25 protein-coding genes and 1 rRNA gene are annotated in these 24,684 nt (G+C 51.1%); 13 read left to right on the top strand and 13 right to left on the bottom strand.

All coding sequences use genetic code 11. The features are described 5' to 3' along the window. Window positions 1–72 (bottom strand): 16S ribosomal RNA (locus IC617_RS02045); the annotation flags it as partial. Window positions 73–561: 489 nt separating this feature from the next. On the opposite strand from IC617_RS02045, the gene IC617_RS02040 reads away from it, so the two are divergent. Then, window positions 562–1,119, top strand: coding sequence for a gamma carbonic anhydrase family protein (locus IC617_RS02040; RefSeq protein ID WP_224745708.1), 558 nt, complete (start codon window positions 562–564; stop codon window positions 1,117–1,119). 74 nt (window positions 1,120–1,193) lie between these two features. Here IC617_RS02040 and aroE read toward each other — a convergent pair whose 3' ends face one another. Then, window positions 1,194–2,018 carry a shikimate dehydrogenase gene (gene aroE, locus IC617_RS02035; RefSeq protein WP_191143300.1) on the bottom strand — a complete coding sequence of 275 codons (825 nt, stop codon included), beginning with the start codon at window positions 2,016–2,018 and terminating at the stop codon, window positions 1,194–1,196. Window positions 2,019–2,178: 160 nt separating this feature from the next. On the opposite strand from aroE, the gene IC617_RS02030 reads away from it, so the two are divergent. Beyond that, entirely contained in the window at window positions 2,179–2,574 is a 396-nt protein-coding gene (locus IC617_RS02030; RefSeq protein WP_191143329.1) for a group II truncated hemoglobin, read from the top strand. On the opposite strand, the gene hemF is transcribed toward IC617_RS02030, so the two are convergent. Next, the gene (hemF, locus tag IC617_RS02025; protein ID WP_191143299.1) at window positions 2,571–3,491 is read right to left on the bottom strand and encodes an oxygen-dependent coproporphyrinogen oxidase; all 921 of its coding nucleotides are present in this window, start codon (window positions 3,489–3,491) and stop codon (window positions 2,571–2,573) included. The two genes, IC617_RS02030 and hemF, sit on opposite strands and share 4 nt — an antisense overlap. Window positions 3,492–3,512: 21 nt before the next feature. Then, window positions 3,513–4,061 carry an L-threonylcarbamoyladenylate synthase type 1 TsaC gene (gene tsaC / locus IC617_RS02020; protein WP_191143328.1) on the bottom strand — a complete coding sequence of 183 codons (549 nt, stop codon included), beginning with the start codon at window positions 4,059–4,061 and terminating at the stop codon, window positions 3,513–3,515. 189 nt (window positions 4,062–4,250) lie between these two features. Here tsaC and purE point away from each other — a divergent pair, with 189 nt between their 5' ends. Together purE and IC617_RS02010 are read left to right on the top strand one after the other, a co-directional pair. Further along, on the top strand, window positions 4,251–4,736 hold the full coding sequence (purE, locus tag IC617_RS02015) for a 5-(carboxyamino)imidazole ribonucleotide mutase (RefSeq protein WP_191143298.1): 486 nt from the start codon (window positions 4,251–4,253) through the stop codon (window positions 4,734–4,736). Window positions 4,737–4,740: 4 nt separating this feature from the next. Further along, window positions 4,741–5,880, top strand: a complete 1,140-nt coding sequence (locus IC617_RS02010; RefSeq protein ID WP_191143297.1) for a 5-(carboxyamino)imidazole ribonucleotide synthase — start codon at window positions 4,741–4,743, stop codon at window positions 5,878–5,880. Window positions 5,881–5,903: 23 nt separating this feature from the next. On the opposite strand, the gene IC617_RS02005 is transcribed toward IC617_RS02010, so the two are convergent. The 4 genes from IC617_RS02005 to IC617_RS01990 are packed head-to-tail and all read right to left on the bottom strand — an operon-like array spanning window position 5,904 to window position 9,167. Next, entirely contained in the window at window positions 5,904–6,467 is a 564-nt protein-coding gene (locus IC617_RS02005; protein ID WP_191143296.1) for a DNA topoisomerase family protein, read from the bottom strand. Window positions 6,468–6,487: 20 nt separating this feature from the next. Next, complete coding sequence (locus tag IC617_RS02000; protein WP_191143295.1) at window positions 6,488–6,961, bottom strand: DUF494 family protein; 474 nt, start codon at window positions 6,959–6,961, stop codon at window positions 6,488–6,490. Window position 6,962: 1 nt separating this feature from the next. Beyond that, window positions 6,963–8,045, bottom strand: coding sequence for a DNA-processing protein DprA (gene dprA, locus IC617_RS01995; RefSeq protein ID WP_191143294.1), 1,083 nt, complete (start codon window positions 8,043–8,045; stop codon window positions 6,963–6,965). A gap of 27 nt (window positions 8,046–8,072) precedes the next feature. Then, window positions 8,073–9,167, bottom strand: coding sequence for a LysM peptidoglycan-binding domain-containing protein (locus IC617_RS01990; protein WP_191143293.1), 1,095 nt, complete (start codon window positions 9,165–9,167; stop codon window positions 8,073–8,075). A 131-nt stretch (window positions 9,168–9,298) separates the two neighbouring features. Between IC617_RS01990 and def the strand changes: the two genes are divergently transcribed. Genes def through IC617_RS01965 form a run of 5 tightly spaced genes read left to right on the top strand, consistent with a single transcriptional unit; the run spans window position 9,299 to window position 14,946 of the window. Then, window positions 9,299–9,811, top strand: a complete 513-nt coding sequence (gene def, locus IC617_RS01985; RefSeq protein ID WP_191143292.1) for a peptide deformylase — start codon at window positions 9,299–9,301, stop codon at window positions 9,809–9,811. A gap of 15 nt (window positions 9,812–9,826) precedes the next feature. Next, window positions 9,827–10,792 (top strand): methionyl-tRNA formyltransferase, encoded by a 966-nt coding sequence (fmt, locus tag IC617_RS01980; RefSeq protein ID WP_191143291.1) that lies wholly within the window; start codon window positions 9,827–9,829, stop codon window positions 10,790–10,792. Between the two features lie 8 nt (window positions 10,793–10,800). After that, on the top strand, window positions 10,801–12,096 hold the full coding sequence (gene rsmB, locus IC617_RS01975; RefSeq protein ID WP_191143327.1) for a 16S rRNA (cytosine(967)-C(5))-methyltransferase RsmB: 1,296 nt from the start codon (window positions 10,801–10,803) through the stop codon (window positions 12,094–12,096). Between the two features lie 3 nt (window positions 12,097–12,099). Continuing rightward, window positions 12,100–13,482: a Trk system potassium transporter TrkA gene (trkA, locus tag IC617_RS01970; RefSeq protein ID WP_188708301.1), complete on the top strand. Its 1,383-nt coding sequence runs from the start codon at window positions 12,100–12,102 to the stop codon at window positions 13,480–13,482. Between the two features lie 12 nt (window positions 13,483–13,494). Beyond that, window positions 13,495–14,946: a TrkH family potassium uptake protein gene (locus IC617_RS01965; RefSeq protein ID WP_191143290.1), complete on the top strand. Its 1,452-nt coding sequence runs from the start codon at window positions 13,495–13,497 to the stop codon at window positions 14,944–14,946. Between the two features lie 7 nt (window positions 14,947–14,953). On the opposite strand, the gene hemG is transcribed toward IC617_RS01965, so the two are convergent. From hemG to pepQ, 4 genes are all read right to left on the bottom strand, one after another. Further along, window positions 14,954–15,487 (bottom strand): menaquinone-dependent protoporphyrinogen IX dehydrogenase, encoded by a 534-nt coding sequence (gene hemG, locus IC617_RS01960; protein WP_191143289.1) that lies wholly within the window; start codon window positions 15,485–15,487, stop codon window positions 14,954–14,956. A gap of 22 nt (window positions 15,488–15,509) precedes the next feature. Further along, window positions 15,510–16,961, bottom strand: a complete 1,452-nt coding sequence (locus IC617_RS01955) for a TrkH family potassium uptake protein (RefSeq protein ID WP_191143288.1) — start codon at window positions 16,959–16,961, stop codon at window positions 15,510–15,512. A gap of 93 nt (window positions 16,962–17,054) precedes the next feature. Continuing rightward, window positions 17,055–17,672: a YigZ family protein gene (locus tag IC617_RS01950; RefSeq protein WP_191143287.1), complete on the bottom strand. Its 618-nt coding sequence runs from the start codon at window positions 17,670–17,672 to the stop codon at window positions 17,055–17,057. 22 nt (window positions 17,673–17,694) lie between these two features. Next, entirely contained in the window at window positions 17,695–19,017 is a 1,323-nt protein-coding gene (pepQ, locus tag IC617_RS01945; RefSeq protein WP_191143286.1) for a Xaa-Pro dipeptidase, read from the bottom strand. Between the two features lie 231 nt (window positions 19,018–19,248). Between pepQ and fadB the strand changes: the two genes are divergently transcribed. The 3 genes from fadB (at window position 19,249) to tusA (ending at window position 22,996) form a co-directional block, all read left to right on the top strand. Continuing rightward, window positions 19,249–21,414: a fatty acid oxidation complex subunit alpha FadB gene (fadB, locus tag IC617_RS01940; RefSeq protein ID WP_191143285.1), complete on the top strand. Its 2,166-nt coding sequence runs from the start codon at window positions 19,249–19,251 to the stop codon at window positions 21,412–21,414. A 15-nt stretch (window positions 21,415–21,429) separates the two neighbouring features. Further along, complete coding sequence (gene fadA, locus IC617_RS01935) at window positions 21,430–22,596, top strand: acetyl-CoA C-acyltransferase FadA (RefSeq protein WP_191143284.1); 1,167 nt, start codon at window positions 21,430–21,432, stop codon at window positions 22,594–22,596. Between the two features lie 145 nt (window positions 22,597–22,741). After that, window positions 22,742–22,996, top strand: coding sequence for a sulfurtransferase TusA (gene tusA, locus IC617_RS01930; protein WP_191143283.1), 255 nt, complete (start codon window positions 22,742–22,744; stop codon window positions 22,994–22,996). Window positions 22,997–23,050: 54 nt separating this feature from the next. On the opposite strand, the gene IC617_RS01925 is transcribed toward tusA, so the two are convergent. Then, window positions 23,051–23,638 carry a DNA-3-methyladenine glycosylase I gene (locus tag IC617_RS01925; protein ID WP_191143282.1) on the bottom strand — a complete coding sequence of 196 codons (588 nt, stop codon included), beginning with the start codon at window positions 23,636–23,638 and terminating at the stop codon, window positions 23,051–23,053. Between the two features lie 125 nt (window positions 23,639–23,763). Here IC617_RS01925 and glyQ point away from each other — a divergent pair, with 125 nt between their 5' ends. Then, window positions 23,764–24,684: a glycine--tRNA ligase subunit alpha gene (gene glyQ, locus IC617_RS01920; RefSeq protein WP_191143281.1), complete on the top strand. Its 921-nt coding sequence runs from the start codon at window positions 23,764–23,766 to the stop codon at window positions 24,682–24,684.

The following is a 24,684-nucleotide window of genomic DNA, read 5'->3' as shown; positions in this document are numbered from 1 at the left end:
TTACCGTTCGACTTGCATGTGTTAGGCCTGCCGCCAGCGTTCAATCTGAGCCATGATCAAACTCTTCAATTAAAAAGTTTAATGCTTTGCTCAACTGATTGATTTCGATTAATCGAATTGACTGTTCATTCGAACACTCTTCAATAAGTTGATAATTTTTTATCTCAACTCACTGCGAGTGCCCACACAGATTGTCTTGCTAATTGTTAAAGAGCGATGCGCTTTTCAGCGCTGCAGCCCTTGGCTGCGGGAGGCGTATATTACGCTTCCGAGTCTCAGTGTCAACCGCTTTTTGAAATCTTTTTTCAAATCGCTGCTCATCGATAGTTGAAGAGCCGGTTGATTGAGTGCGTCGAGAAAGTTTGAAACTTTAGAAGTTTGCCGTTGCCCCGAAGCAGTGGAGGCGCATTATAGGGACTCTTCGAATTCGGTCAAGGGCTTTTTTGAACTTTTTTATATTTATTTCATTTATACTCAAAACCCAGTGTTTATAGGTGCTCAAACGTACAATTTTGTAAAAACTGAGTAAAATTCGGCTAGCAATTAACCAAGGGGATTTTTATGCACAATAAGATGAATAGTCATTTGGGACCATTACGTCCATATAAGGGAATTACACCTACCCTAGGTAACAATTGTTATATCGATCCGAGCTGTGTGTTGATGGGTGATATTCATATTGGCGACGAGAGCAGTATTTGGCCATTGGTCGCCGCTCGAGGCGACGTCAATGTCATCCGCATTGGTCAGCGCTCAAACGTACAAGATGGATCAGCGCTTCATGTCACTCATAAGAACCCTGCCAATCCCGAAGGTTATCCGCTGATTATTGGCGATGATGTGACTGTTGGTCACAAAGCAGTACTTCATGGGTGCGTTATCGGTAATCGGGTATTAGTCGGCATGGGTGCCATTGTGCTCGATGGCGCTGTTGTTGAAGATGATGTGATGATCGGAGCCGGTACTTTAGTACCTCCGGGTAAGCGCCTCGAAAGTGGCCACTTATATGTGGGTAGTCCGGCACACAAGAAACGTCCTCTTACAGAACAAGAAATAGCGGGCTTACAAAAGTCAGCCGATAACTATGTTCAGTGGAAGAATGACTATTTAGAAGAATAAAGAAGAAAAACTGATGACCGTTCGTATTCGTCAGCGTCGATACGAACGGTAAGTTGCCGTATCTAGAGCGAGCGCTAAATCCGTCCGAGGTTCTTGTTCAATTCTCTCAGCACTTGACGCATACCCGGGCGAATGCCACGCCAGACTGCAAATGATTCGGCCGCTTGAGCCACCAGCATACCAAGACCATCAATCGCTTTGCGCGCGCCTAAGTGCGTCGCCCACTCCATAAACACTGTTGGCTGCTGACGATATACCATGTCATACACACACGTGTTTTCACTAATAATGGCAGCAGGAACCGGCGGTAATTGTTCGGTCATACTGGCAGAAGTACTGTTAATCACCACATCATAACTGTCCGCCAAAGCTTGAAAGCCAAGGGCATTGATATTGTCGTGGTTAGGAAACAAGTCGGCCAATTGCTGGGCCTTACTCGCCGTGCGATTGACAATATCCAGCTGAGCGGGCTGTTCCTCTAATAATGGCAACAAGGTTCCACGCGCGGCACCGCCAGCACCAATAATTAAGATACGTGCGCCTTCAAGTTCAACGTGATTGAGTTTGAGATCCGCAACCAACCCGGCACCGTCGGTGTTGTCTCCTAAGATGCCACCATCATCTAACAGCTTGAGAGTATTGACCGCACCTGCGATCTTAGCCCGTTCGGATAGTTGGCTGGCAAACTCATGGGCGTCATGTTTAAACGGCATGGTGACATTACAACCTTTGCCGCCACTTTGGAAAAACGCCGTGGCAGCTTCGGCAAATGATTCATCTTCGCTCGGCTCAATCGCTCCATAAGTGAGTTGCTGATGAGTTTGTTCAGCGAACAGACGATGGATAAAAGGTGACTTGCTTTGTTGAATGGGGCGACCGAAAACGGCGTACTGATCCATAGTAAGGCCTCAAATGCTGGCGGTATTATGCGGAGTAATGGCGGCTAAGTTTGATACACTGCGCCAAATTCGTGAGGACACGATAGTGATCAATTGGCTTAAACACAAGTTGCAGCGGCGCTCTTCACAGCAAGCAACCGAAGTACCAGTAAACGACAATATGACGACGACTCAAACCAGCATTTATCAAACTTTAGGTGGCGAACAAGGTGTCCGCGCACTGGCCGATGCCTTTTATGACAACATGGAGCAACTGCCCGAAGCTGCCGAGCTATTGGTAATTCACCCTCAGCCGATGGACTCGATTCGTCAACGCTTTTATGAATTCTTGAGTGGCTGGCTCGGCGGGCCTAATTTATTCGAACAAAAATATGGCCACCCTCGCCTGCGAGCTCGTCACTTGCCATTTAAGGTCGACAGCCAAATGCGCGACCAATGGATGTTATGCATGACTAGGGCACTCGATAGCCATGTCAGCTGCCCGTTAACTCGAATGCAACTGCGACAATCTTTTTATCAATTGGCCGATCACATGCGCAACGCAGATATCGACTAGATCCAATCGCGCGGCACCAGATAGTCGTTTAATCGCGCTTCTGCTGATCCGGCTTCTGGTTGATAGTTATATTGCCAACGGACTAACGGCGGCATCGACATTAAAATCGACTCGGTTCTGCCGCCGGATTGCAATCCAAATAAAGTGCCTCGGTCAAACACCAAATTAAACTCGACATAGCGGCCACGGCGGTACAACTGAAATTGTCGCTCGCACTCGCCGTATTCGGCGTCTTTGCGGCGCATAACAATCGGTAGGTAAGCATCCAAGTAGCCGTTACCAACCGCCTGCATAAAGGCAAAGCTTTGCTCGAATCCCGGTTGGTTTAAATCATCAAAGAACAAGCCCCCGACGCCGCGGGTTTCATCGCGATGCTTAAGGAAGAAGTATTCGTCACACCACTTTTTATATTGCGGATAGGTCTCCGGCCCAAACGGCACACACAAGTCGTGGGCAACCTGGTGCCAATGACGACAATCCTCGTCAAACGGATAGAAAGGAGTTAAGTCAAATCCACCACCAAACCACCAAACCGGATCGGCGCCCTCTTTTTCGGCAATAAAGAAACGGACATTGGCATGCGAAGTCGGCACAAATGGATTTTTTGGATGCACCACCAAGGACACACCAAGGGCTTCAAAGCGGCGACCGGCGAGCTCTGGGCGATGAGCAGTCGCAGACGCAGGCATTTGAGCACCAGTGACATGGGAGAAATTGACACCTGCTTGTTCAAACACGGCGCCTTCGGTCAACACCCGGCTGCGACCACCGCCTCCGAGTTTTTCGGTTTTCTCATCGCGCTGCCAAGCATCTTCAAAAAATTCCGCCTGACCATCAATAGCGGCCAGTTGCTGACAAATCGTATCCTGCAGTTGCAATAGATATTGCTTAACCGATTCAACCTGAATACTGCTCATGGGCTCTCCTTGGCTGGGCCATTAACTGGGGCGAAGAATTTGATTACTGCGCGCATCACGGATCTCGCTTGGGTTAGCATTGACGTCGCATTCTCCAGGGTGAACCGCCACGAGCAATTCGCCAAGCTGAGCGATCACTTGCTCGGTGGTCCGGCATGGCGGTTCGCCCGTGAGATTAGCGCTGGTTGATACCAACGGCTTACCAAACGCCAAACAAAGCTTTTGTACTTCTGGATGGGCGCTGACTCGCACCGCCAACGAATCAAACTGACCACTGAGGAATGTCGGTACCTGTGGCTGCTTTTCAATCACCCAAGAAAACGGCCCCGGCCAACTGGCATCAACGCGTTGACGCTGCTCTGCTGACAGCGACTCAAAATTGACATAATCAGCAAGTTGCTGGGCATTGGCTGCAACTAAGATTAAGCCTTTTTCGATAGGTCGTTGCTTGATTGCCAAAAGCTTCATCACTGCCGCTTCATTGTCTGGGTCGCAGCCCAAGCCAAAAACTGCTTCAGTTGGATAGGCAATTACCTCGCCTTGGTTCAGTGCCAGTAACGGATCAATCATTCCTAAGTGGTAGTCATTTGCATTTACGAATGGTCGGAGCTTACCGCAAATCACCAACCGAGGGTACTGTGCAACTCGCTCATCAGCATTTGTGCGAATCAGCAGCGCTTGCGAATTCAACTTGATGGCGAAAATCGCTATAATTCCGCCACTTTTGATTTAATACCGCTCGAACAGCAGGAAATAGCCATGCAAGTTGGAATTATCATGGGGTCAAAGTCAGACTGGCCCACCATGAAGCACGCCGCCGATATGTTAGACACATTTGGCATTGAGTACGAAACCAAAGTGGTTTCTGCCCACCGCACTCCCCAACTGCTTGCCGAATATGCCAGCTCTGCGCAAGAGCGAGGCCTGAAAGTGATTATCGGAGGCGCAGGCGGCGCCGCTCATTTACCGGGTATGACAGCTGCGTTTACCAGCCTGCCGGTGCTCGGTGTGCCAGTGCAATCGCGGATGCTCAAAGGAATCGACTCGCTGCTATCAATCGTGCAAATGCCAAAAGGTGTTGCCGTTGGTACCTTAGCCATTGGCGATGCCGGTGCAGCCAACGCCGGGTTATTGGCGGCTCAAATCATAGGCGCCTTTGACCCTGCCGTCCAAGCCAAAGTCGGTGAGTTCCGTAAAAACCAAACAGACACCGTATTAAGTCAGCCGGATCCGTCTGAGGACTAATTGCATGAAGGTATTGGTGTTGGGAGCCGGTCAACTGGCTCGTATGATGGCATTGGCGGGCGCACCGTTAGGCATTCAAGTGCGCGCTTATGATGTCCGAACTCACTCAGTCGTTCATCCAGTGACATTGGAAGACTACCAACAAGATTTGGCTGCGGGCATCCGTGACTGTGATGTCATTACCGCCGAGTTCGAACACATTCCCAACGACATTCTGGTTGAGAGCCAAGCCAGTGGTAAGTTTTTGCCCGGCGAGCGCGCCATTCGCGTTGGCGGTGACCGCCGCTTGGAAAAGCAGCTGTTGGATTTAGTCGATGTCGCCAATGCTAAATACAGGGTATTAGCCACTAAAGCCGATTTACAACAAGCAACAACTGAGATTGGTTTGCCGTTAGTACTGAAAAGCGCACTTGAAGGCTATGATGGCAAAGGTCAGTGGCGTCTCAAATCTGCCGATGACATCGATGCCGTGTGGGCCGAGATTGAAACCTTCTTGGCCGAAAGCTCGCCCAATCAAGCCATGGTCGCCGAAGAGTGGGTACCATTCGATCGCGAAGTATCGGTGATCGGGGTTCGCAATCGTGCTGGCGACGTGTCGGTTTACCCGATCACCCAGAATCATCATGAAAACGGTGTCCTGAGCCTGTCATACGCACCAGCAGCATCCGCTGAATTGCAACAACAAGCGGTCGATGCATTCAGCAAGATTGCTACTGAGTTGGAATACGTTGGCGTGCTGGCCATTGAGTTCTTTGATGTCAAAGGCACCTTGCTGGTCAATGAACTGGCACCACGAGTACACAACTCCGGCCATTGGACCCAACAAGGGGCTGATATTTGCCAATTCGAAAACCACTTACGCGCGGTGTGCGACTTACCACTCGGCAGTACCGAATTAGTTCGGCCAACAGCCATGGTTAATATTCTCGGTTGTGACTATGTCGATAGCGCAGCGCACGCTCTGGCCGGTGTTCATTTGCATTGGTATGGCAAAGAAAAACGTGCCGGTCGCAAAATGGGCCACATTAATGTCGCGGCCAGCGATCAAGAGCAGTTATTGGCGCAGTTAAACCGCTTGTTAGCCTTACTGCCGGAAGCAGACTTTCCAGGGTTAAAAGACGCCAGCCAAAAGTTCGCCCAGTAAATACTCACTAACGGCAAAAGGCACTATTGTTGCTTTTTGCCGCATTTCTTACTCGCACAGACTAACACCTTGCCGGACGCCATTTTACGCTCGACAAGCAACTCAAAACCACAAAACTGACAGTTGCCCTGACGCGGTGGATGGTTCACTGCAAACTGGCATTTCGGATAGCTGCTGCAGGCGTAAAACGATTTACCGTAGCGTGATGTGCGCTCAATCAATTGGCCTTTTTTACACTGTGGGCAGGTAAGCTCAGTCGAAGGTGTGTCATCAATTTGTTCGGTGTGATGGCATTCTGGAAAGCCAGTGCAGCCGACAAACATGCCATAACGGCCCTGCTTGAGCGCTAACTGTTTTCCACAGTCAGGACATGAGGTGCCATCGAGCACCTGTTTGATGCTGGAATCGGCATGATGATGGAGCGGCTGCAAATAATCACATTCGGGATAATGGCTGCAACCGATGAAAGGGCCACGCTTACCGTGTTTCAACAGTAATTTGTGGCCGCACTGAGGACAGTCACCATGGTCTTGCTCAAGGGCATGCTCATGCTGACTAAATAATTTGTGGTCTATACCGCTACTCATTGGGGTAACAGGTATAGCATCTAGTTCAGGTAACCTTCATTGATGTCGAATAACAGATCTTCCATCTGTGAATATGCGCCTTCTTTGCCTGGCACATTAAACAACACCATCAATACCACCCACTTCAGATCTTCCAGTGTGATTTCAGCCATATCCAGCTCCATCACACGGTCAATGACCATTTCACGAGTGCTATTATCAAGAACCTGAGCCTGCTCAAGGAACATCAAGAAACCGCGGCAGTTCGCGTCAATTTTGGCCATTTCATCAGCCGTGTAGATACGAACAGCAGGTTGCGTCTGCTTGTACAGGTAGGGATGTTTGTCGCTATCTTGCAAGTCTGCAAGACGCTCAAGCCACGCCAACGCTTTGAGGATTTCCTCTTTGTGGAAACCAGCACGGGTGAGCTCTTCGGTCAACTCGTCATGGTCGACCATAATTTCCACTTCACTGTGGATAAAGTTTTCAAACAGATACATCAAAATATCAAACATGTCAGCTCCCCCGTAAACGGATAAAACCTCCCGGAACGGCAGCCACATAACCTTGCAACTCAAGAGTTAGTAGCTCTGACAGCACTACATCGACGGCTAGACCGGTTTGTTGGACTAATTCATCTACTGAGGTAGCACTGTCTCTAACGTTATCCAACAAAACACTTTTTGGCAATGTTTGTTGTTGTGCTTCTGCAGAACTATTTGGGGGCGCGCTCCCAGGTTTTAAACTTGGGACAACAAAAATATCTGCTACTTCCTCTACGAGCACCGCGCCATCTTTGATCAAACGATGGCAGCCCTTGCTGTTTGGGTTACCAACCGCACCCGGCAGCGCAAAGACTTCTCGGCCTTGCTCAGCGGCTAATCGCGCGGTGATCAAAGAACCCGAGCGCTCACTGGCCTCGACCACCAGCACGCCTTCGGCCAAACCACTCAAAATCCGATTTCGACGCGGAAACAGAAAACCTTGCGGCTTCACCCATGGTGGCTGCTCGCTAACTAACAAACCGCCACTATCGATAATGCGCTGCGCCAAACCTTGATGACGTTTGGGGTAGATAGACCCCAGCCCTGAGCCCAACACAGCGAGTGTTGTACCTCGCTCTAATGCGCCTTCATGGGCGCAGGCATCAATCCCTAACGCTAATCCCGATGACACCAGATAGCCGCAGTCGGTGACATCAGCGGCAAATCGCTTCGCTAAACCACGTCCGGAGGGACTGGCATGACGACTACCAACAATCGCCAACTGCGGTTGCTCAAGACAGTCAACATTGCCTAAGCCAAACAAAACCGGTGGCGGATCGGTAATTTCGTTGAGCAATTTCGGATAAGAGGAATGATCGCGGTGAATATAGAAGCCGCCGCTTTGCGCGCACCAATGCTCTACGCGATCAAGGTAGCAGGTATCGGGCTGACAAAGGGCGTGCTGCTGAGCTTGGTTTAATCCAAGCTTTTTGTAGGTAATGGGATCTTGGCTGAACACCTCTGCCATGAGGCCGTGCTGATACCAACGGGCAATGGTCAGCGAACCAATACCTGGCACTGCAAGTAAGTTCAGCCACTGGTGTCGTTCTTCCATGAACCGACTCCTGTAGCAAATGAATGGTTATGGCGCGCTGGTCACCGTATCAAACAAGGATAACTGACGCTCTGCAGCCATAATCATAGCGTAGCTGACATTTTCAAAGGTTCTAAATACCATCAGGTGGCCGCGCACTTCATCGGGCAACTGAGTTTTACCGACGTTGATAATCGCCCCTTCGATTTGGTCGTAGCGGCTGGTGTCCTCGAGATACACAGGCTGGCTGTCATCATCAACAATCGGTTTACCGTTTTGAACCACTTGCAACAGGTGGCCCGGTTTCAGGCCATCTGCGGTACCTCGGTCAATCACGACAATTTCATGGGCGATGAAATAGCGGCCATCGCTATGGGTGGCAATAATTTGTCCGGTGATGGTTTGCTCAGGAACCGACGGCTGAAAAACTGCGGAGAACTGCTCTGCCGGATACAGCGGTAAAATGCGATCGCCCTGATTGATTTCCTGAATGCTGGATTCGATGTCCAAAGCAATTAAGCCCTCTTTATCGGCCGCTTTGGCCTGAGCAACAGCCACCAGCATCAAACGCATACCAAGAGTTTCATGGGTTTTGGGGCGCTGCAACGGCCCGACCACACGATAGATGCCGTAATTTTGCTGACCTTCTAAATCGCCTTTGGCATACCAAAGTTGCTGAGCATAGCCTCGTTTATTGCCCTCATTGGTGCCCAACACCATCGGCAATTTATCAAGCTCTGCACGGCTGACGATTTGCTCTCGCTTTAAATAGGATTTCACCTCAGCGAGCGGCAGCGTTGGAATTGCTTGATCGTGGGCGACAGCCCGAATGGTTGGCGACAGCTTGATTCGCTTTTTCTTACTCAGTACCGGCTTGCCATTGATGAAGTTCAAGTACAGGTGATCGCCAGGGTAAATCAGGTGCGGATTATCAACCTGCGGGTTTGCCTGCCACAATTGTGGCCAAAGCCAAGGGGTGGCGAGAAACAGCTCAGAGATATCCCACAGGGTGTCGCCTTTCTTGACGACATAGACTTCGGGGTAGTCATCGCGAACTTTCAGTTCGGTAGCCGTGACCAGTGGCGCGGTTTGCAACGTAAACAACATTGTCAGCAACAGCGCAGACCATCTTTTTGTGCTCATGCAAGCTTCCTTGTTAGGGCAAAGTGCGGCAAAACCTTGTTCCAACAACAGGCTACCATTTAAAATGACAGATTATTACAACAGAGCAACTGATGCAGCCCCATCGGCTCACAGAAATTAACGGCAGACATATGGCATTACTTCCAGTACTTCGCTTCCCTGATGAACGTCTTCGCACCGTCGCTAAACCGGTTGAGGTCGTTGATGACTCCATTCGTCAAATTGTCGATGACATGTTTGACACCATGCGCCACGAACAAGGTGTTGGCTTAGCGGCCACCCAGGTTGATATTCACCAACGCATCGTCGTGATGGACGTCAGCGATGAAGGCGATGAGCCATTGGTGCTAATTAATCCAGAAATCACCGACAAGCAAGGCAGTATGATTAACCAAGAAGGCTGTTTGTCGGTTCCTGGTTGCTATGCCGATGTCGATCGCGCTGAGAAAATCACCTTTAAAGCACTTGATCGTGACGGCAATCCGTACGAGAAAGAAGCCGAAGGTTTGTTGGCGATCTGCGTGCAACACGAACTCGATCACCTTAAAGGTAAGCTGTTTGTCGACTACCTTTCGCCACTGAAGCGCGAGCGAATCAAAAAGAAACTGGAAAAAGAAGCGCGCCTTGCCGCTCGCCAAGCTTAACGAAAGGAAGCTCCCTTGCCTCTAAACATTGTATTTGCTGGAACTCCCGATTTTGCCGCCCGCCATTTGCAGGCGCTTATTGACAGCGAGCATCAGGTCGTTGCCGTTTATTCGCAACCGGATCGCCCTGCTGGTCGCGGCAAGAAGCTTCAGGCTAGCGCCGTGAAGCAACTAGCGGTCAATGCCGAGATCCCTGTTTACCAACCAGAAACGTTAAAAACAGAACAGTCACAGGCTGAGTTAGCGGCGCTCAACGCCGACATCATGGTGGTGGTTGCCTACGGCTTACTGCTTCCTCAAGCGGTACTCGATACCCCCAAGCTGGGCTGCATTAATGTTCACGGATCACTCTTGCCAAAGTGGCGCGGCGCAGCCCCAATTCAGCGCAGTTTAGAAGCTGGCGATAGCGAGACCGGCGTAACCATTATGCAAATGGACATAGGCCTTGATACCGGCGCCATGTTGCTAAAAGCCGCCTGCCCAATTACGGCAGCGGATACCAGCGCAACACTGTACGAGAAACTAGCCGAACTCGGCCCCAAAGCCTTGCTTGAGGCATTGCAGGAGCTGGCGTCAGGCACCACGCAAGCCCAACCGCAAGACGACTCACAAGCCACTTATGCGGCGAAACTGTCAAAAGCCGAGGCCCTGCTCGACTGGCACCAACCGGCCCCAGTACTTGACCGCAAAGTGCGCGCCTTCACGCCGTGGCCCGGTAGTCAGGCTCAACTTGGCGACCACTTGATTAAAATCCATCAAGTTGAGGTGCTCTCTGCAACCAGCGACAAAGTCGCTGGCACCATCATAGCGGCCAACAAACAAGGCATTGATGTCGCCACTGGCGATGGCGTGCTGCGCTTAACGTTGATTCAACTGCCGGGCAAAAAAGCAATGGCAGTGGCAGACGTGCTGAACTCGCGTGGTGACTGGTTTGCCGTCGGCAACCAGTTCCAATCAACAGCAACAGAAGCGCAATCGTGAGCAGCACCATGAATGTTCGCGCCTGTGCCGCGCAGGTGATCTATCAAGTACTGGAGCAAGGTCGGTCGCTGACCGATGCATTAGCCGCAGCACCGAACAAACTCGATAACCCCAAAGATAAAGGTCTGCTTGCCGAGCTCAGTTATGGCGCGCTGCGTTGGTTGCCGCAACTCGATTGCCTTGCTCAGCCTTGCATCGCCAAGCCACTCAAAGGTCGCCATCGGGTGCTGCACCATCTGATTCTGGTGGGTATCTACCAGCTCAAGCACACCCGAATTCCGGCTCATGCGGCCGTCTCAGAAACCGTCGCCGCTAGCCGCCAACTCAATGGCAAAGCGTTTAGCGGCATGATTAATGCGGTACTCCGCACCATTCAGCGACAAGCCGATGAACCTTCAAGCTGGCCAGCACCAACAGTCGAATATGCTCATCCCAATTGGCTAATCAAAGCGCTGCAGCAAGATTATCCCGAGCAGTGGCAGGCGATTCTAGCGGGCAATAATGAGCGCGCACCAATGTGGTTACGAGTCAATCAACGACTGCAAACAACGGCCGGTTATCAGCACGAACTCGAACAAGCGGAAATTGCAGCACAAACCGCTGATGCAGGGCCTGATGCCCTGTTGTTGGCGCAACCAACCGATGTCACGCGCCTGCCAGGCTATGACCAAGGTTGGTTTGCCGTGCAAGATTTAGCGGCGCAACAAGCCGCTCACTTGCTGCCCAAAGGTAAGCAGCTCAAGGTGCTTGATGTCTGTGCCGCACCGGGCGGCAAAACCTGCCATTGGCAAGAGGCCAACGACAATCAGCTCGCGATGACCGCCATCGATATTGATGCTGGCCGATTGGCGCGTGTGCAACAAAACCTGCAACGGTTGCAACTTGACGCGACCGTGTTGACTGGCGATGCCAGCACGACCGACTGGTGGGATGGTGAACTATTTGACGCCATTTTGCTCGATGCGCCCTGCTCTGCCACCGGCGTGATCCGTCGCCACCCCGACATCAAATGGCTGCGTTCAAAAGCAGATATTGATGCACTGGCTAAACTTCAGTCACAAATATTGCGCAACATCTGGCAGATGCTCAAACCTCAAGGCATCCTGCTGTACGCCACTTGCTCGGTATTAAGTGTTGAAAATCGGTTACAGATCAGCGATTTTTTACAATCACAAGCGGATGCTAGGTTGGTTCCGATAAACCCCGACGAATCAATCGAAATGCCAGGCTGGCAAATTCTGCCAGGTCAGCAACAAATGGATGGGTTTTACTATGCTCGCCTGCAGAAATTGGATAAGTCCTAACGCATGAAAATCATCATTCTTGGCGCCGGCCAAGTCGGTGGCACCTTAGCCGAAAACCTGGTCGGTGAAAAAAACGAAATCACCGTGGTTGACTGCGACACCAGTTGCCTACGCGAGCTGCAAGACCGATTCGATCTGCAGGTCGTTGAAGGATACGGCTCACACCCCGACGTATTGGAAAAAGCCGGAGCCGAAGATGCTGATATGCTGATTGCGGTCACCAGCAGCGATGAAATCAATATGACCGCCTGTCAGGTCGCCTATTCACTGTTCCACACGCCGACCAAAATTGCCCGCATTCGCTCACCGAATTACCTCAAATACAAAGAAAAGCTCTTTCAAAGCCAAGATGTGCCGGTCGATTACCTGATCGCTCCTGAGCAACTCGTCACCAATTACATTCGCCGTTTGGTGGAGTGCCCTGGTGCCTTGCAGGTAATGGAGTTTGCCGATGGCAAAGCGAGCTTGGTCGCGGTAAAAGCCTACTATGGCGGCTCATTGGTCGGTCATGCACTGTCGACGCTGCGCGAACACATGCCCCACATTGACACCCGAGTCGCGGCAATTTTTCGTCGAGGCCGCCCTATTCGGCCGCAAGGCACCACCATCATTGAAGCCGATGATGAAGTATTCTTCATTGCCGATACCAAGCACATTCGTACGGTGATGTCAGAGCTGCAACGGCTGGAAAAAACCTACCAAAAAATCATTATTGTTGGTGGCGGTAACGTCGGTTTGGGTTTGGCTCAGGCACTGGAAAAAAGCCACCCGTCGGTGAAACTAATCGAGCGCAACCCGCAGCGGGCCGAATATGTCGCTTCTGAGTTAGCCAAAGCGACCGTGTTCTGTGGCGATGCCTCCGATCAGGAGCTGCTCAGCGAAGAAAATGTTGAGCAAACTGATTTGTTTATTGCTGTGACTGATGATGACGAAGCCAACATTATGTCGGCCATGCTGGCCAAACGGATGGGCGCCGCCAAAGTCATGGTGCTGATTCAGCGTGGCGCCTACGTTGATTTGGTCCAAGGCGGCGATATTGATATTGCCATCTCGCCACAGCAAGCAACGATTTCGTCACTTCTGACTCACGTCCGGCGCGGCGATATTGTTAATGTGTACTCGCTGCGACGCGGTGCCGCTGAGGCCATTGAAGCGATCGCTCATGGCGATTCCTCAACCTCCAAAGTAGTGGGCCGGATGATCAGCGAAATCAAGCTGCCGCCAGGTACCACCATTGGTGCCGTAGTCCGAGGCGAAGAAGTGCTGATTGCCCACGACGACACCCGTATTGAGCAAGACGATCATGTCATTCTGTTCTTAGTGGATAAGAAGTACATCACTGATGTAGAGCGGTTATTCGAACCCAGCCCGTTTTTCTTCTTCTAGCAGGAAAACTATATGCTCAACCTTCGCTTACTGGTTCTGGTGCAAGGGTTGTTTTTGTCCAAGCTGGCATTGTTGATGTTGCTCCCAGTCGTTGCCGGCTGGTACTACGATGACCATTCAAGCTTTAATTTTCTGATTGCCACGGCCACCATCGCCACTATCGGAGCAGCACTGGCGGCTTTGGCCCGTTTTCGTCCAGCGCCGCTGAACGCCAGAATGCGGCCGAGAGATATGTTTCTGCTCACCACCATCATATGGCTGGTGATGGCTCTAGCCGCATCCTTACCCTTGGTGTTGGTCGAGCACATTCCCCTCACCGATGCCTTTTTTGAGACCATTTCAGGGCTAACCACCACAGGTTCAACGGTGTTGTCAGATATCCCCAATCACCCACCGGCCATTTTGCTGTGGCGATCATTATTGCAATGGGCGGGCGGCATTGGCTTTATCGTCATGGGTGTTGGCATCTTGCCGTACCTTAATGTCGGCGGCATGAAGCTCTACCAAACCGAGTCGTCGGATTGGAGCGATAAACAAATGCCGCACCTGAAGCATTACACTCGGCTGCTGTTTAGCGCTTATTCGTTGCTGACATTAATCTGTGCAGTTTGTTATTGGCTTGCCGGCATGTCTGGGTTTGATGCAGTTAATCATGCCCTAACGACGTTATCCACGGGCGGTTACTCAACCTCAGATCAGTCCATGGCAGCCTTTCCGTCTGCCTGTCATTGGGTTGGCAGCCTGTTTATGTTTATTGGCGGCATTCCGCTGCTGATTTTCGTTCAATCATTGCGCCGGAAAAGCTGGCGCCCTTGGCATGACGAGCAAGTGTTTGGCTATGCCAAGCTAGTGCTCGCAAGCACCCTCGCGCTGACCTTGTTTTTGGTCCTGTCGCAGCAACAGCATTGGCTTGATGCCTTGCGTTTATCGCTGTTTAACACCATCTCAGTGATCACCACCACAGGCTTCGCATTAACCGATTACAGTGCTTGGGGCCACTTCGCCATGATGGTGTTTTTTATTCTGACGTTCTGCGGCGGCTGCTCTGGCTCGACCGCGGGCGGCATTAAGATTTTTCGGTTACAGGTTGCTTGGCGGGTGATGATTCGCCATTTGCAGCGACAAATCCATCCCCATGGCACCTTCGTCTCGCGCTTTAATCAGCGAGTATTGGGCGATGACATTGTGACCTCAGTAATGACACTGCTGTTTCTGTTTGTCTTTACCATTGTGGTGCTGGCGCTGGCGTTGGCTTTGATGGGGCTTGATGCGGTAACTGCATTAACAGGTGCAGTTACCGCGGTGTGCAATGTTGGCCCAGGGCTGGGCGAGACCATAGGTCCAGCCGGTAATTTTGCCAGCCTACCGGATTTAGCCAAATGGGCACTTGGCTTGGGCATGTTAGCCGGTCGATTGGAGATCACCACTATGGTGATCTTACTGCTACCTAGGTTTTGGAAGTAACTAGTCGTTACTCGGCTAAGCTATCGGCAAATCGTTCGACTTGCTGCCAATCCGTGTAATCAATGTCTTTACTGGTGTCGGTGTTACCTTTAGTCAGCCACATGATGAAACGGATAATAAGTTTATCGTGCCAGTTGTATTGGCTATAGAGTAAGGCGCCGGCAAACACCGCTGTCCGAGTTGGAAGCCACCCCACCTGACCGAGAAATTTTTTCAGATAAGGATTATTGTCCGGGGTATTTTTCTCTGGTTTACGAGCGGTCAGATTGACGGTGAAAAAGGCATTCTGGGTTTGCTCCAGCGCACTCAAGTGGCGCTGAATAAAGTTAGCGAGAAAGGCTTCGTGTTTGCCGTAATGAATGGAACCACCGATGACAACCCAATCGAATGTCGCTAAATCGTTCATCGCCACTGTCGTTGCAGTGAGCTGTCGACGTTCAACAACATGACCGGCGCCAGTGAGCTGATCAGCCATGCGCGCAGTTATTTTATCGGTTTGGCCTTCGCGACTGGTAAAAACAAATAGAACCTTTAACGCCATCTTTAACCCTTATTCCAATCCATTAGTTTCGCCAGAACGTTGGAGTGAGCAGCACCAGCAAGGTAAAGATCTCCAACCGCCCAAACAACATCGCCACAATTAACAGCCATTTCGATGCATCAGGGATTTCGCCATAATGCAGAGCCACTTCGCCAAGCCCCGGACCAAGGTTGTTCAGCGTCGCCACCGTGGCAGAAAAAGCGGTAATTTCTTCCATTCCGGTACTCATCAACGCCAACATGATGACCACAAAAACCAACGCGTAGGCGGCGAAAAACCCCCAGACGGCATCCATCACCCGCTCAGAAACCGGCTTACGGCCCAAGCGAATGGAGTAAATCGCTTTCGGGTGGACCAAACGCTTTAACTCGCGCATCCCTTGCAAATTCATCAGCAGCACACGGATCACTTTAATGCCACCGCCAGTGGAGCCGGCACAGCCGCCAATAAACGAAGAAAACATCAGCAGAATAGGCAAAAACAGCGGCCATGCAGCAAAGTCAGTGGTGGCAAAGCCGGCTGTAGTACTGATTGAAACTGCCTGAAACAATGCCTGATCTAAGGTTGCGCCCACCGCGCTGTACACTTGATCGCCCAGCAGCACCAAAAAACAGATGATCACTAAGGTCGCTTGAATTAGCAAGAAGCCGCGCAACTCTGGGTCGCGCCAGTACATGCCTAACGAGCGGGTCACCACAAAGGCATGGTGCAGGGCAAAGTTGACGCCAGAGATCAGCAGAAAGGCGACGCAAATCAGATTAATCGCAGGGCTATCGAAATAACCCATGCTGGCATCATGGGTCGAGAAACCACCAATGGCGATGGTCGAGAAACTATGGCAAATGGCATCAAACCAAGTCATTCCAGCCAGATAGTAGGCCAAACCGCAAGCAACCGTCAGCGACAGGTAGATATACCAAAGATATTGTGCGGTGTCGGCAATACGTGGTGTCATCTTGGAATCTTTCACCGGACCCGGCGTTTCCGCCCGATACAGCTGCATGCCACCAACACCCAGCAGTGGCAAAATGGCCACGGCCAATACAATGATCCCCATGCCGCCGAACCATTGCAGTTGCTGACGATAGAACAGCAATGCTTTGGGTAACTCATCGAGCCCAGAAAGAACCGTCGCGCCGGTTGTAGTCAGCCCCGAGAAGGATTCAAAAAAGGCATCCGCAGCAGACATATCAACCGACTGGCTGATCAAAAATGGCATGGCACCGACTGCGCCCAGCACGGTCCAGAACAGCACCACAATCAAAAAGCCTTCACGCGCTTTTAAATCGGCTTTGGCTTTGCGGTTTGGCAACCAGAACGCTAAGCCAATCAACAAGCAGATGAAAAATGCCAGGGTAAACGCGAGGCCGTCACCGTCTTTAAAATAGAGTGACACCAGCGCAGGTGGAATCATGGTCACACTGAAGATGGTGACAAGTATTCCCAGAATGCGGCCAAGAGAGCGGAAATCCATTTAGTTAATTTGCCGAGCCAGTGAGCAAGTCGCGAAATGCGTGAGTTATAGCTGGTAAGTGTGAAGACAAATAATGTTGCAAGCAAGCCCACATTAGTCGAGTTTTTTCAATTCGATGGACCCAGCTCCCAACTCTTCGAGTTGGTCGATAAAATCCATGGCGTGATCTTGTGGTAACTGGACTTGCAACACCACGTGCTGAGAGAAGTCGCTGTCAACGACTTCGCCCATATGTTGCCCTAACAAATGCAACACACTCTGATGCTGAGAATAGCTCATGGTCAACTGCAGCCGCTGCATTGGCAGGCATTGTCGCCACTCTGTAACGTCAAAAACCGCTCGCACCGCGCCACTGTAGGCTCGTACTAAGCCGCCGGTGCCGAGCTTGATACCGCCAAAGTAGCGCACCACCATCACCATCAAGTAACCCGCAGGCTTACCGCTTAACACCGCTAACATCGGTCGCCCTGCCGTGCCGCCCGGCTCGCCGTCATCACTGCTGCCAGCGCCATGGACATCATCGGGAGTAGACACAATTTGCGCCCAGCAATGATGGCGGGCATTGGGGTGAAGCTGGCGAATGCGCTCCTTTGCTCGATCGGCTTGTTGCAGATCGCTCACCGGCTCTAGATAAGCGATAAAGCGCGAGTTCTTGATTTCGATTTCGGCTTCGGCTGGCGCCGTTGGCCGCCAGTACGTTTGCTCAGTCACGATGAATGCGATTGTTCAACGATTACTTTAAGCCCAAATCACGGGTGATATTTTCCGGACCTGATGGATGAACAATAATGTTGTCTTCAATCCGAATACCGCCGTAGGGTCGCAACGTATTAACCAGTGACCAGTTGACTGCATCTCCGTGCGGAGTGGCTTTGAGTTTATCCAGTAGCGAACCAATAAAGTACAAGCCTGGTTCAATGGTGACCACCTGACGCGCTTCTAGCTTACGGGTCATGCGCAAGAATGGGTGTTCATCAGGCGCCGCAATGTGGGTGCCGCGGTCGTCCGCCATAAAGCCGCCGACATCATGGACCTGCAAGCCAATAAGATGGCCCAAACCATGCGGAAAGAAAGTCTGGCTAACGCCCTCAGCAAGCATTTGCTCCGGCTCCATATCGACAATACCAAAGGCATTGAGAAGCGCCGCAATTCGACGATGGGTATTGATATGCAAATCAACATAGTCAGCGCCAACTAACACCTGATCGACCAAACTGCGCTGCAATTCATTCATCGCAGCCAATAATTCGGCAAACGTGCCATGGCCACGATAACAATGAGTACGGGTAATATCGGCTGCGTAACCGTTGTAGCTAGCACCAGCATCAATCAAAAACGATAAATGCTCATCGGGCGCCGTATGACGCTGGTGCATGTAATGCAAAATAGCGGCATTTTCGTTCAGGCCGATAATGTTGCCATACGGCAATTCATGCTCGGCATGGCCCACCGCATCGAGGTATTCCAGATGGATATCAAACTCGCTGTCGCCATTTAAAAATGCCCGTCGAGCGGCTTCATGCCCTTTTACCGCAAGGCGATTGGCTTCGCGCATACAATCCAACTCATAGTCGGTTTTATAAGCGCGATGATAATGTAAGTAACTCAGTACTGACTCTGGATTGAAGTGGCCGATACCAAGGGCTTCGGCGACTTCAACGTACTCACCGATATAGGCCATGTTTGCCATATCACGCGGCAAATGACGAAACACCTGATCAGCTTGATTCAGCAGCACCAATTCGAACGACTCGACCCAGAATTGATGCGGCGCATCAGGCACCAGATGCCAGAAATCATCTGGCCGATAAAAAATTAGCTTTGGCTTTTTAACGCCATCAACGACCAACCAGCAGTTTGGGTTGTCGACCACAGGCAGCCACGCTTTGAAATGCGGGTTCACCTTAAACGGGTAATCCATATCATCAAGAAATTGGCGCTTGGTTTGGCCAGAATGAATCACAAGTTTTTCTAGGCCGGAACGGGCTAGCGCTTCTGCAGTGCGTCGCTGCAAGGTATCAATGTGGTTGGCGTAAGTAGCTTCTAAGCTAGACATGGTCGCTTCCAGAACAAACGGATAAATAAACCGACATACGATAACACACCCTGTCGCCAGAACATTGATGTTACACCGGTCAAAAAATTAAACAGGCGTTTTAAAAATGGTTGAATTTTTAAGCGTTCTAAACAACACTAAACCAACTCATCTGGTTCGACCAGTTAGTATAAAACTATTATAACGCCTCAAACCTTATCAAGTAGCGACATTGCGACGCTGGAGACACGCATGATTTTTCAATCGGACGCTATCCGGGTAACCCTAGAACAGCACGGTATTGCCGAACTGTGCTTTGATACCCCCGGCTCGGTTAACAAACTCGACAAAGACACCCTTAAAGCCCTTAGTGAAGCAGTAGATGCCATTGCTGCAGCTGCCGACGTCAAAGCAGTTTTGCTCAGCAGCAGTAAAGATAGCTTTATTGTGGGTGCAGATATTACTGAGTTCCTCGGCTTGTTTGCTCTGCCCGACGAGCAGTTGGCTGGCTGGCTCACCATGGCCAATGATATTTTCAATAAGCTCGAAGACTTACCCGTTCCCAGCCTCAGTGCCGTCAGCGGCTTTGCCCTCGGTGGTGGCATGGAAACCATTCTCTCGACCGACTTTCGTGTGGCTGACGACACCGCCAAGATCGGCTTGCCCGAGACCAAACTAGGCATCATGCCGGGTTTTGGCGGCACAGTGAGATTACCTCGCGTGATCGGCGCCGATAACGCTATGGAGTGGATCACTACGGGTAAAAACTATCGTGCAACGGACGCCCTCAAAGTTGGCGCTGTCGATGCTGTAACAACCCCAGCACAATTACGTGATGTCGCATTTGCCATGTTGGCCGATGCCATTAGCGGCAAGCTCGATTGGCAATCGCGTCGCCAAGCAAAAACCAGCCCTCTACTTTTAGATCGTACAGAAGCAGCAATGAGCTTCACGACGGCCAAAGGCATGGTCGCGATGCAAGCCGGCAAGCACTACCCTGCACCTATGATGGCGGTTAAAACCATCGAGCAGTCTGCGACATGCGGTCGCAGTGGCGCCCTCATCAATGAACAAAATGGCTTTATCAAGCTGGCTAAGACCGACGTGACCCAAGCACTGGTTGGTATTTTCCTTAGCGACCAATACATCAAAGGCCTCGCCAAGAAGGCCACCAAGCAAGCCCAACCTGTTCAGTCAGCGGCCGTGCTGGGTGCTGGCATCATGGGTGGCGGTATTGCCTATCAAGGCGCCAGTAAAGGCACCGCTATGGTGATGAAGGATATTCAACAAGATGCCTTAAACCTCGGCCTTCGCGAAGCAACTAAGCTGCTCAACAAACAATTAGAGCGCGGTCGAATTAACGGCACTGATATGGCCCAAGTCCTCAATAACATCGTGCCGAGCCTCGACTATTCCGCCCTCAAAAATGTCGATGCTGTGGTTGAAGCTGTGGTTGAGAACCCCAAGGTCAAAGCCGCGGTGTTAGCCGAAGTTGAGCAGCAAGTGGCTGACAATTGTGTCATCACCTCGAACACCTCAACCATTTCGATTAACACGCTGGCACAAAGCCTCCGCGATCCGAGTCGATTCTGCGGCATGCACTTTTTCAACCCTGTTCACCGTATGCCATTGGTGGAAGTGATCCGCGGTAAAGACACCTCGGACGAGACGGTCGCCACCGTGGTTGCTTGGGCAGCTAAAATGGGCAAGTCGCCCATTGTCGTCAATGATTGTCCTGGTTTCTTTGTCAACCGCGTGCTGTTCCCCTACTTCGGCGGTTTCACCCAGTTGCTCGCCGACGGCGCTGATTTCCAACAGGTCGACCGCGTCATGGAAAAACAATTCGGCTGGCCAATGGGCCCAGCCTACTTGCTCGATGTGGTTGGCATCGACACCGCTCACCACGCCCAAGCCGTAATGGCCGAAGGCTTCCCCGAGCGCATGAGCAACGATACCGAAACGGCAATCGACTTGATGTATCAACACAAACGCTTCGGTCAGAAAAACGGTCTTGGCTTCTATCAGTACACCACAGATAAGAAAGGCAAACCCAGCAAACAAACTTGCGAAAATGCAATCACCTTGGTCCAACGAGCCACCACCAAAGCGTTCAGTGATGAAGAGATTATTGCTCGGATGATGGTACCTATGGTGCTTGAAACCGTGCGCTGTTTGGAAGAAGGCATTGTCGCTAGCCCTGCTGAAGCGGATATGGCATTAGTCTACGGCCTTGGCTTCCCTCCATTCCGTGGTGGTGTATTCCGCTACCTAGAAACGATGGGCTTGCAGAATTTTGTCGCCATGGCCGATCAGCTCGCAGAACTTGGGCCGCTGTATCAAGTGACCGAGCAAATGCGCCAGCTTGCCGAATCCGGTAGCAGCTACCTCGCCCAGCAACACGCAAACGGCAAACATTAATAGAGGAATATGATCATGAAAGATGTAGTAATTGTCGATTGCATCCGGACTCCTATGGGCCGCTCAAAGAACGGCATGTTCCGCAACGTTCGCGCGGAAACCCTATCTGCCCACTTAATGAAAGGCTTGCTAACGCGCAATCCAGCGTTAGATCCAAACGATATTGAAGATGTTATCTGGGGTTGTGTGCAACAAACGCTTGAGCAAGGGTTTAACGTCGCTCGTAATGCCAGTTTGTTAGCCCAGTTGCCGAAGTCGGTGGCAGGTGTCACCGTCAATCGCCTTTGTGGCTCTTCAATGGAAGCGCTGCATCAAGCGGCCAGAGCCATCATGACGAACATGGGCGATGTCTTCATCGTTGGTGGCGTTGAGCATATGGGCCATGTGCCAATGAATCACGGCGTCGATTTTCACCCCGGGATGTCAAAATCCGTCGCTAAAGCTGCCGGCATGATGGGCTTAACCGCAGAAATGCTTGGCAAGCTGCACGGCATTAGCCGCCAACAACAAGACGAATTTGGCGCCCGTTCGCATCAACGGGCCCATGCTGCCACGCTCGAAGGTCGTTTCGCCAATGAAATCCTCCCGACCGAAGGTCACGATGCCAATGGCGCTCTCAAGCAATTCGATTTTGATGAGGTGATTCGTCCAGAGACCACGGTCGAAGCGCTTGCCGGTTTGCGCCCAGTGTTCGATCCAGCAAACGGCACAGTCACCGCCGGCACCTCATCTGCCCTTTCAGATGGCGCGTCGGCGATGCTAGTGATGTCAGCTGACAAAGCTAAATCGCTTGGTTTGCCGATTCGCGCGACCATCAGAGCGATGGCTGTTGCCGGATGTGATCCGAGCATTATGGGTTACGGGCCAGTGCCAGCCACCCAAAAAGCGTTGCAGCGCTGCGGCTTAACCATGGCCGATATGGACTTGGTTGAACTAAACGAAGCATTTGCCGCGCAAAGTTTGCCGTGTGCTAAAGATCTTGGCTTGCTCGATATGATGGATGACAAGGTCAATCTCAACGGCGGCGCCATTGCCTTGGGCCACCCTCTGGGTTGCTCCGGCACACGAATCTCCACGACCTTGATTAACTTGATGGAACATAACGATGTTCAATTCGGTTTAGCGACCATGTGTATTGGCCTTGGCCAAGGGATCGCCACCGTATTTGAGCGGGGTAACTAAGTTCCTTTTATTGCTGCGCCATCTCGCACTGCTTTGCTAATGGCGCAGCAACCTTCCCTCTCTGCTTACATTCACCTGTTGGTTTTATTCTGCGATGAAGTTGCTATGATCGGGTTTTCAAAACCGACTGAGCCATATCCAACCTATGTCATCCGCTTTAGAGCTACCGGAAATAAATCGCCAACTAGACGCCATTGGGCTACGTTGCCCTGAGCCTGTGATGATGGTGCGCAAAACTGTACGAGAAATGACAGCGGGCGAAGTCCTACTGGTGACAGCGGATGATCCCTCAACCACGCGCGATATTCCTAGCTTTTGTGAGTTCATGGAGCACCAGTTGCTTTATCGCGAAGTCGAACAAGCCCCTTACCGTTATTGGATCCAAAAAGGCCTTGGCTAAAAAGGCCTGTCCAAGCCAGCAATTGTTTCACGTGAAACTCTGCTCAAAATTGCTTCACCAAGGATATTTACTGGGCTTGCAGGCTTGGTAACAACTGCACGAAAGCAAGTGGTCATTGATCATTCCAACCGCCTGCATGAACGCATAACAGATCGTCGGGCCGACGAATTTGAAGCCGGCCTTCTTGAGCGCTTTGGCCATGGCGCGGGATTCTTCGGATTCGGTTTGCATTGATGATTCGGCGTCCAACGTCATGTCGATTTGGCAATGGTTGACGAACGACCACAACCAATGCGCAAACTCACCATTACCCTTTTCTATCGACAAGTAAGCTTGAGCGTTGCTAATAATGGCTGAGATTTTGGCACGCGAGCGAATAATTCCGGCATCGGTGACCAGCTGTTCGATTTCGTTATCGCCCCATTTGGCGATGACATTCGGGTCAAAACCAGCAAACGCTCTCTGGTAGTTACCCTGCTTTCGTAAAATAGTCAGCCATGACAAGCCTGCTTGCTGACCATCTAAACAGAGCTTTTCGAATAGTTGCTGGCTATCAAACTCCGGACGCCCCCAAACCTCATCATGATACTGACGATACTGTTGGTCCTCTCCAGGCCATGAACAATCGTTTTGTTTCTGCATTTTTCAGCCTATTTGTGCATAAAAGCTTCAATCACCGTTAACTTAACCTACATTCACAGTCGCGCAAACGGTATACTTACGGTCTTTTTTTAATCTCTCAACAAATCTCTGGGAAACATCCAGGCATGACTCAGGTATACGACGTTTCGACCTTTCAAGGTCTGATCCTCGCACTGCAGGATTATTGGGCCAAACAAGGCTGCACCATTGTTCAACCGTTGGACATGGAAGTGGGCGCAGGCACATTCCACCCACAAACATTTTTGCGTTCCATTGGCCCAGAGCCAATGAGCAGCGCCTATGTGCAACCTTGCCGCCGTCCTGCCGATGGTCGTTATGGTGAAAACCCTAACCGGCTCCAGCACTACTACCAATTTCAAGTAGTCCTCAAACCTTCGCCAGATAATATTCAGGAACTCTATCTGAATTCATTACGGGCACTGGGTATTGATACCAACGTTCACGATATCCGCTTCGTTGAAGACAACTGGGAATCACCAACGCTTGGCGCTTGGGGCTTAGGCTGGGAAGTTTGGTTGAATGGTATGGAAGTCACCCAATTCACCTACTTCCAACAAGTCGGTGGCCTTGAGTGCAAACCTGTCACCGGTGAAATTACCTACGGTCTTGAGCGCATCGCCATGTATTTGCAAGGCGTCGATTCCATTTACGACTTAGTCTGGACTGACGGCCCGCTGGGCAAAGTGACTTATGGTGATGTTTTTCATCAAAACGAAGTCGAGCAGTCCGCATACAACTTTGAGCACGCCAATACCGACGTCCTATTCAAGCAGTTCGACCAATGTGAAGCTGAGAGCAACAAGCTAATCGAAGCCGGCCTGCCACTGCCGGCCTATGAGCAAGTGATGAAAGCTAGCCACGCATTTAACATGCTTGATGCGCGCCATGCCATTTCAGTCACCGAACGCCAACGCTATATCCTCCGTGTACGGGCACTAGCCAAGGCTGTTGCCGAAGCCTATTACGCGGCACGCGAAGAGCTCGGTTTCCCAATGTGTAACAACCAAAGCCAACAAGGAGCTTAA

Origin of the sequence: Neiella litorisoli (genome assembly GCF_014773395.1) — a bacterium.
Classification (GTDB): Bacteria; Pseudomonadota; Gammaproteobacteria; order Enterobacterales; family Neiellaceae; genus Neiella; species Neiella litorisoli.
Note: the sequence above shows the minus strand (reverse complement) of the source record. Positions and strands in the feature narration are given on the sequence as shown.

Bases quoted from the DNA above. Each gene is read 5' to 3' on its own strand.
- IC617_RS02040 (WP_224745708.1), top strand. From the start codon at position 562: ATGCACAATAAGATGAATAGTCATTTGGGACCATTACGTCCATATAAG.
- aroE (WP_191143300.1), bottom strand. From the start codon at position 2,018: ATGGATCAGTACGCCGTTTTCGGTCGCCCCATTCAACAAAGCAAGTCA.
- IC617_RS02030 (WP_191143329.1), top strand. From the start codon at position 2,179: ATGACGACGACTCAAACCAGCATTTATCAAACTTTAGGTGGCGAACAA.
- hemF (WP_191143299.1), bottom strand. From the start codon at position 3,491: ATGAGCAGTATTCAGGTTGAATCGGTTAAGCAATATCTATTGCAACTG.
- tsaC (WP_191143328.1), bottom strand. From the start codon at position 4,061: ATGATTGATCCGTTACTGGCACTGAACCAAGGCGAGGTAATTGCCTAT.
- purE (WP_191143298.1), top strand. From the start codon at position 4,251: ATGCAAGTTGGAATTATCATGGGGTCAAAGTCAGACTGGCCCACCATG.
- IC617_RS02010 (WP_191143297.1), top strand. From the start codon at position 4,741: ATGAAGGTATTGGTGTTGGGAGCCGGTCAACTGGCTCGTATGATGGCA.
- IC617_RS02005 (WP_191143296.1), bottom strand. From the start codon at position 6,467: ATGAGTAGCGGTATAGACCACAAATTATTTAGTCAGCATGAGCATGCC.
- IC617_RS02000 (WP_191143295.1), bottom strand. From the start codon at position 6,961: ATGTTTGATATTTTGATGTATCTGTTTGAAAACTTTATCCACAGTGAA.
- dprA (WP_191143294.1), bottom strand. From the start codon at position 8,045: ATGGAAGAACGACACCAGTGGCTGAACTTACTTGCAGTGCCAGGTATT.
- IC617_RS01990 (WP_191143293.1), bottom strand. From the start codon at position 9,167: ATGAGCACAAAAAGATGGTCTGCGCTGTTGCTGACAATGTTGTTTACG.
- def (WP_191143292.1), top strand. From the start codon at position 9,299: ATGGCATTACTTCCAGTACTTCGCTTCCCTGATGAACGTCTTCGCACC.
- rsmB (WP_191143327.1), top strand. From the start codon at position 10,801: ATGAATGTTCGCGCCTGTGCCGCGCAGGTGATCTATCAAGTACTGGAG.
- trkA (WP_188708301.1), top strand. From the start codon at position 12,100: ATGAAAATCATCATTCTTGGCGCCGGCCAAGTCGGTGGCACCTTAGCC.
- IC617_RS01965 (WP_191143290.1), top strand. From the start codon at position 13,495: ATGCTCAACCTTCGCTTACTGGTTCTGGTGCAAGGGTTGTTTTTGTCC.
- hemG (WP_191143289.1), bottom strand. From the start codon at position 15,487: ATGGCGTTAAAGGTTCTATTTGTTTTTACCAGTCGCGAAGGCCAAACC.
- IC617_RS01955 (WP_191143288.1), bottom strand. From the start codon at position 16,961: ATGGATTTCCGCTCTCTTGGCCGCATTCTGGGAATACTTGTCACCATC.
- pepQ (WP_191143286.1), bottom strand. From the start codon at position 19,017: ATGTCTAGCTTAGAAGCTACTTACGCCAACCACATTGATACCTTGCAG.
- fadB (WP_191143285.1), top strand. From the start codon at position 19,249: ATGATTTTTCAATCGGACGCTATCCGGGTAACCCTAGAACAGCACGGT.
- fadA (WP_191143284.1), top strand. From the start codon at position 21,430: ATGAAAGATGTAGTAATTGTCGATTGCATCCGGACTCCTATGGGCCGC.
- tusA (WP_191143283.1), top strand. From the start codon at position 22,742: ATGTCATCCGCTTTAGAGCTACCGGAAATAAATCGCCAACTAGACGCC.
- IC617_RS01925 (WP_191143282.1), bottom strand. From the start codon at position 23,638: ATGCAGAAACAAAACGATTGTTCATGGCCTGGAGAGGACCAACAGTAT.
- glyQ (WP_191143281.1), top strand. From the start codon at position 23,764: ATGACTCAGGTATACGACGTTTCGACCTTTCAAGGTCTGATCCTCGCA.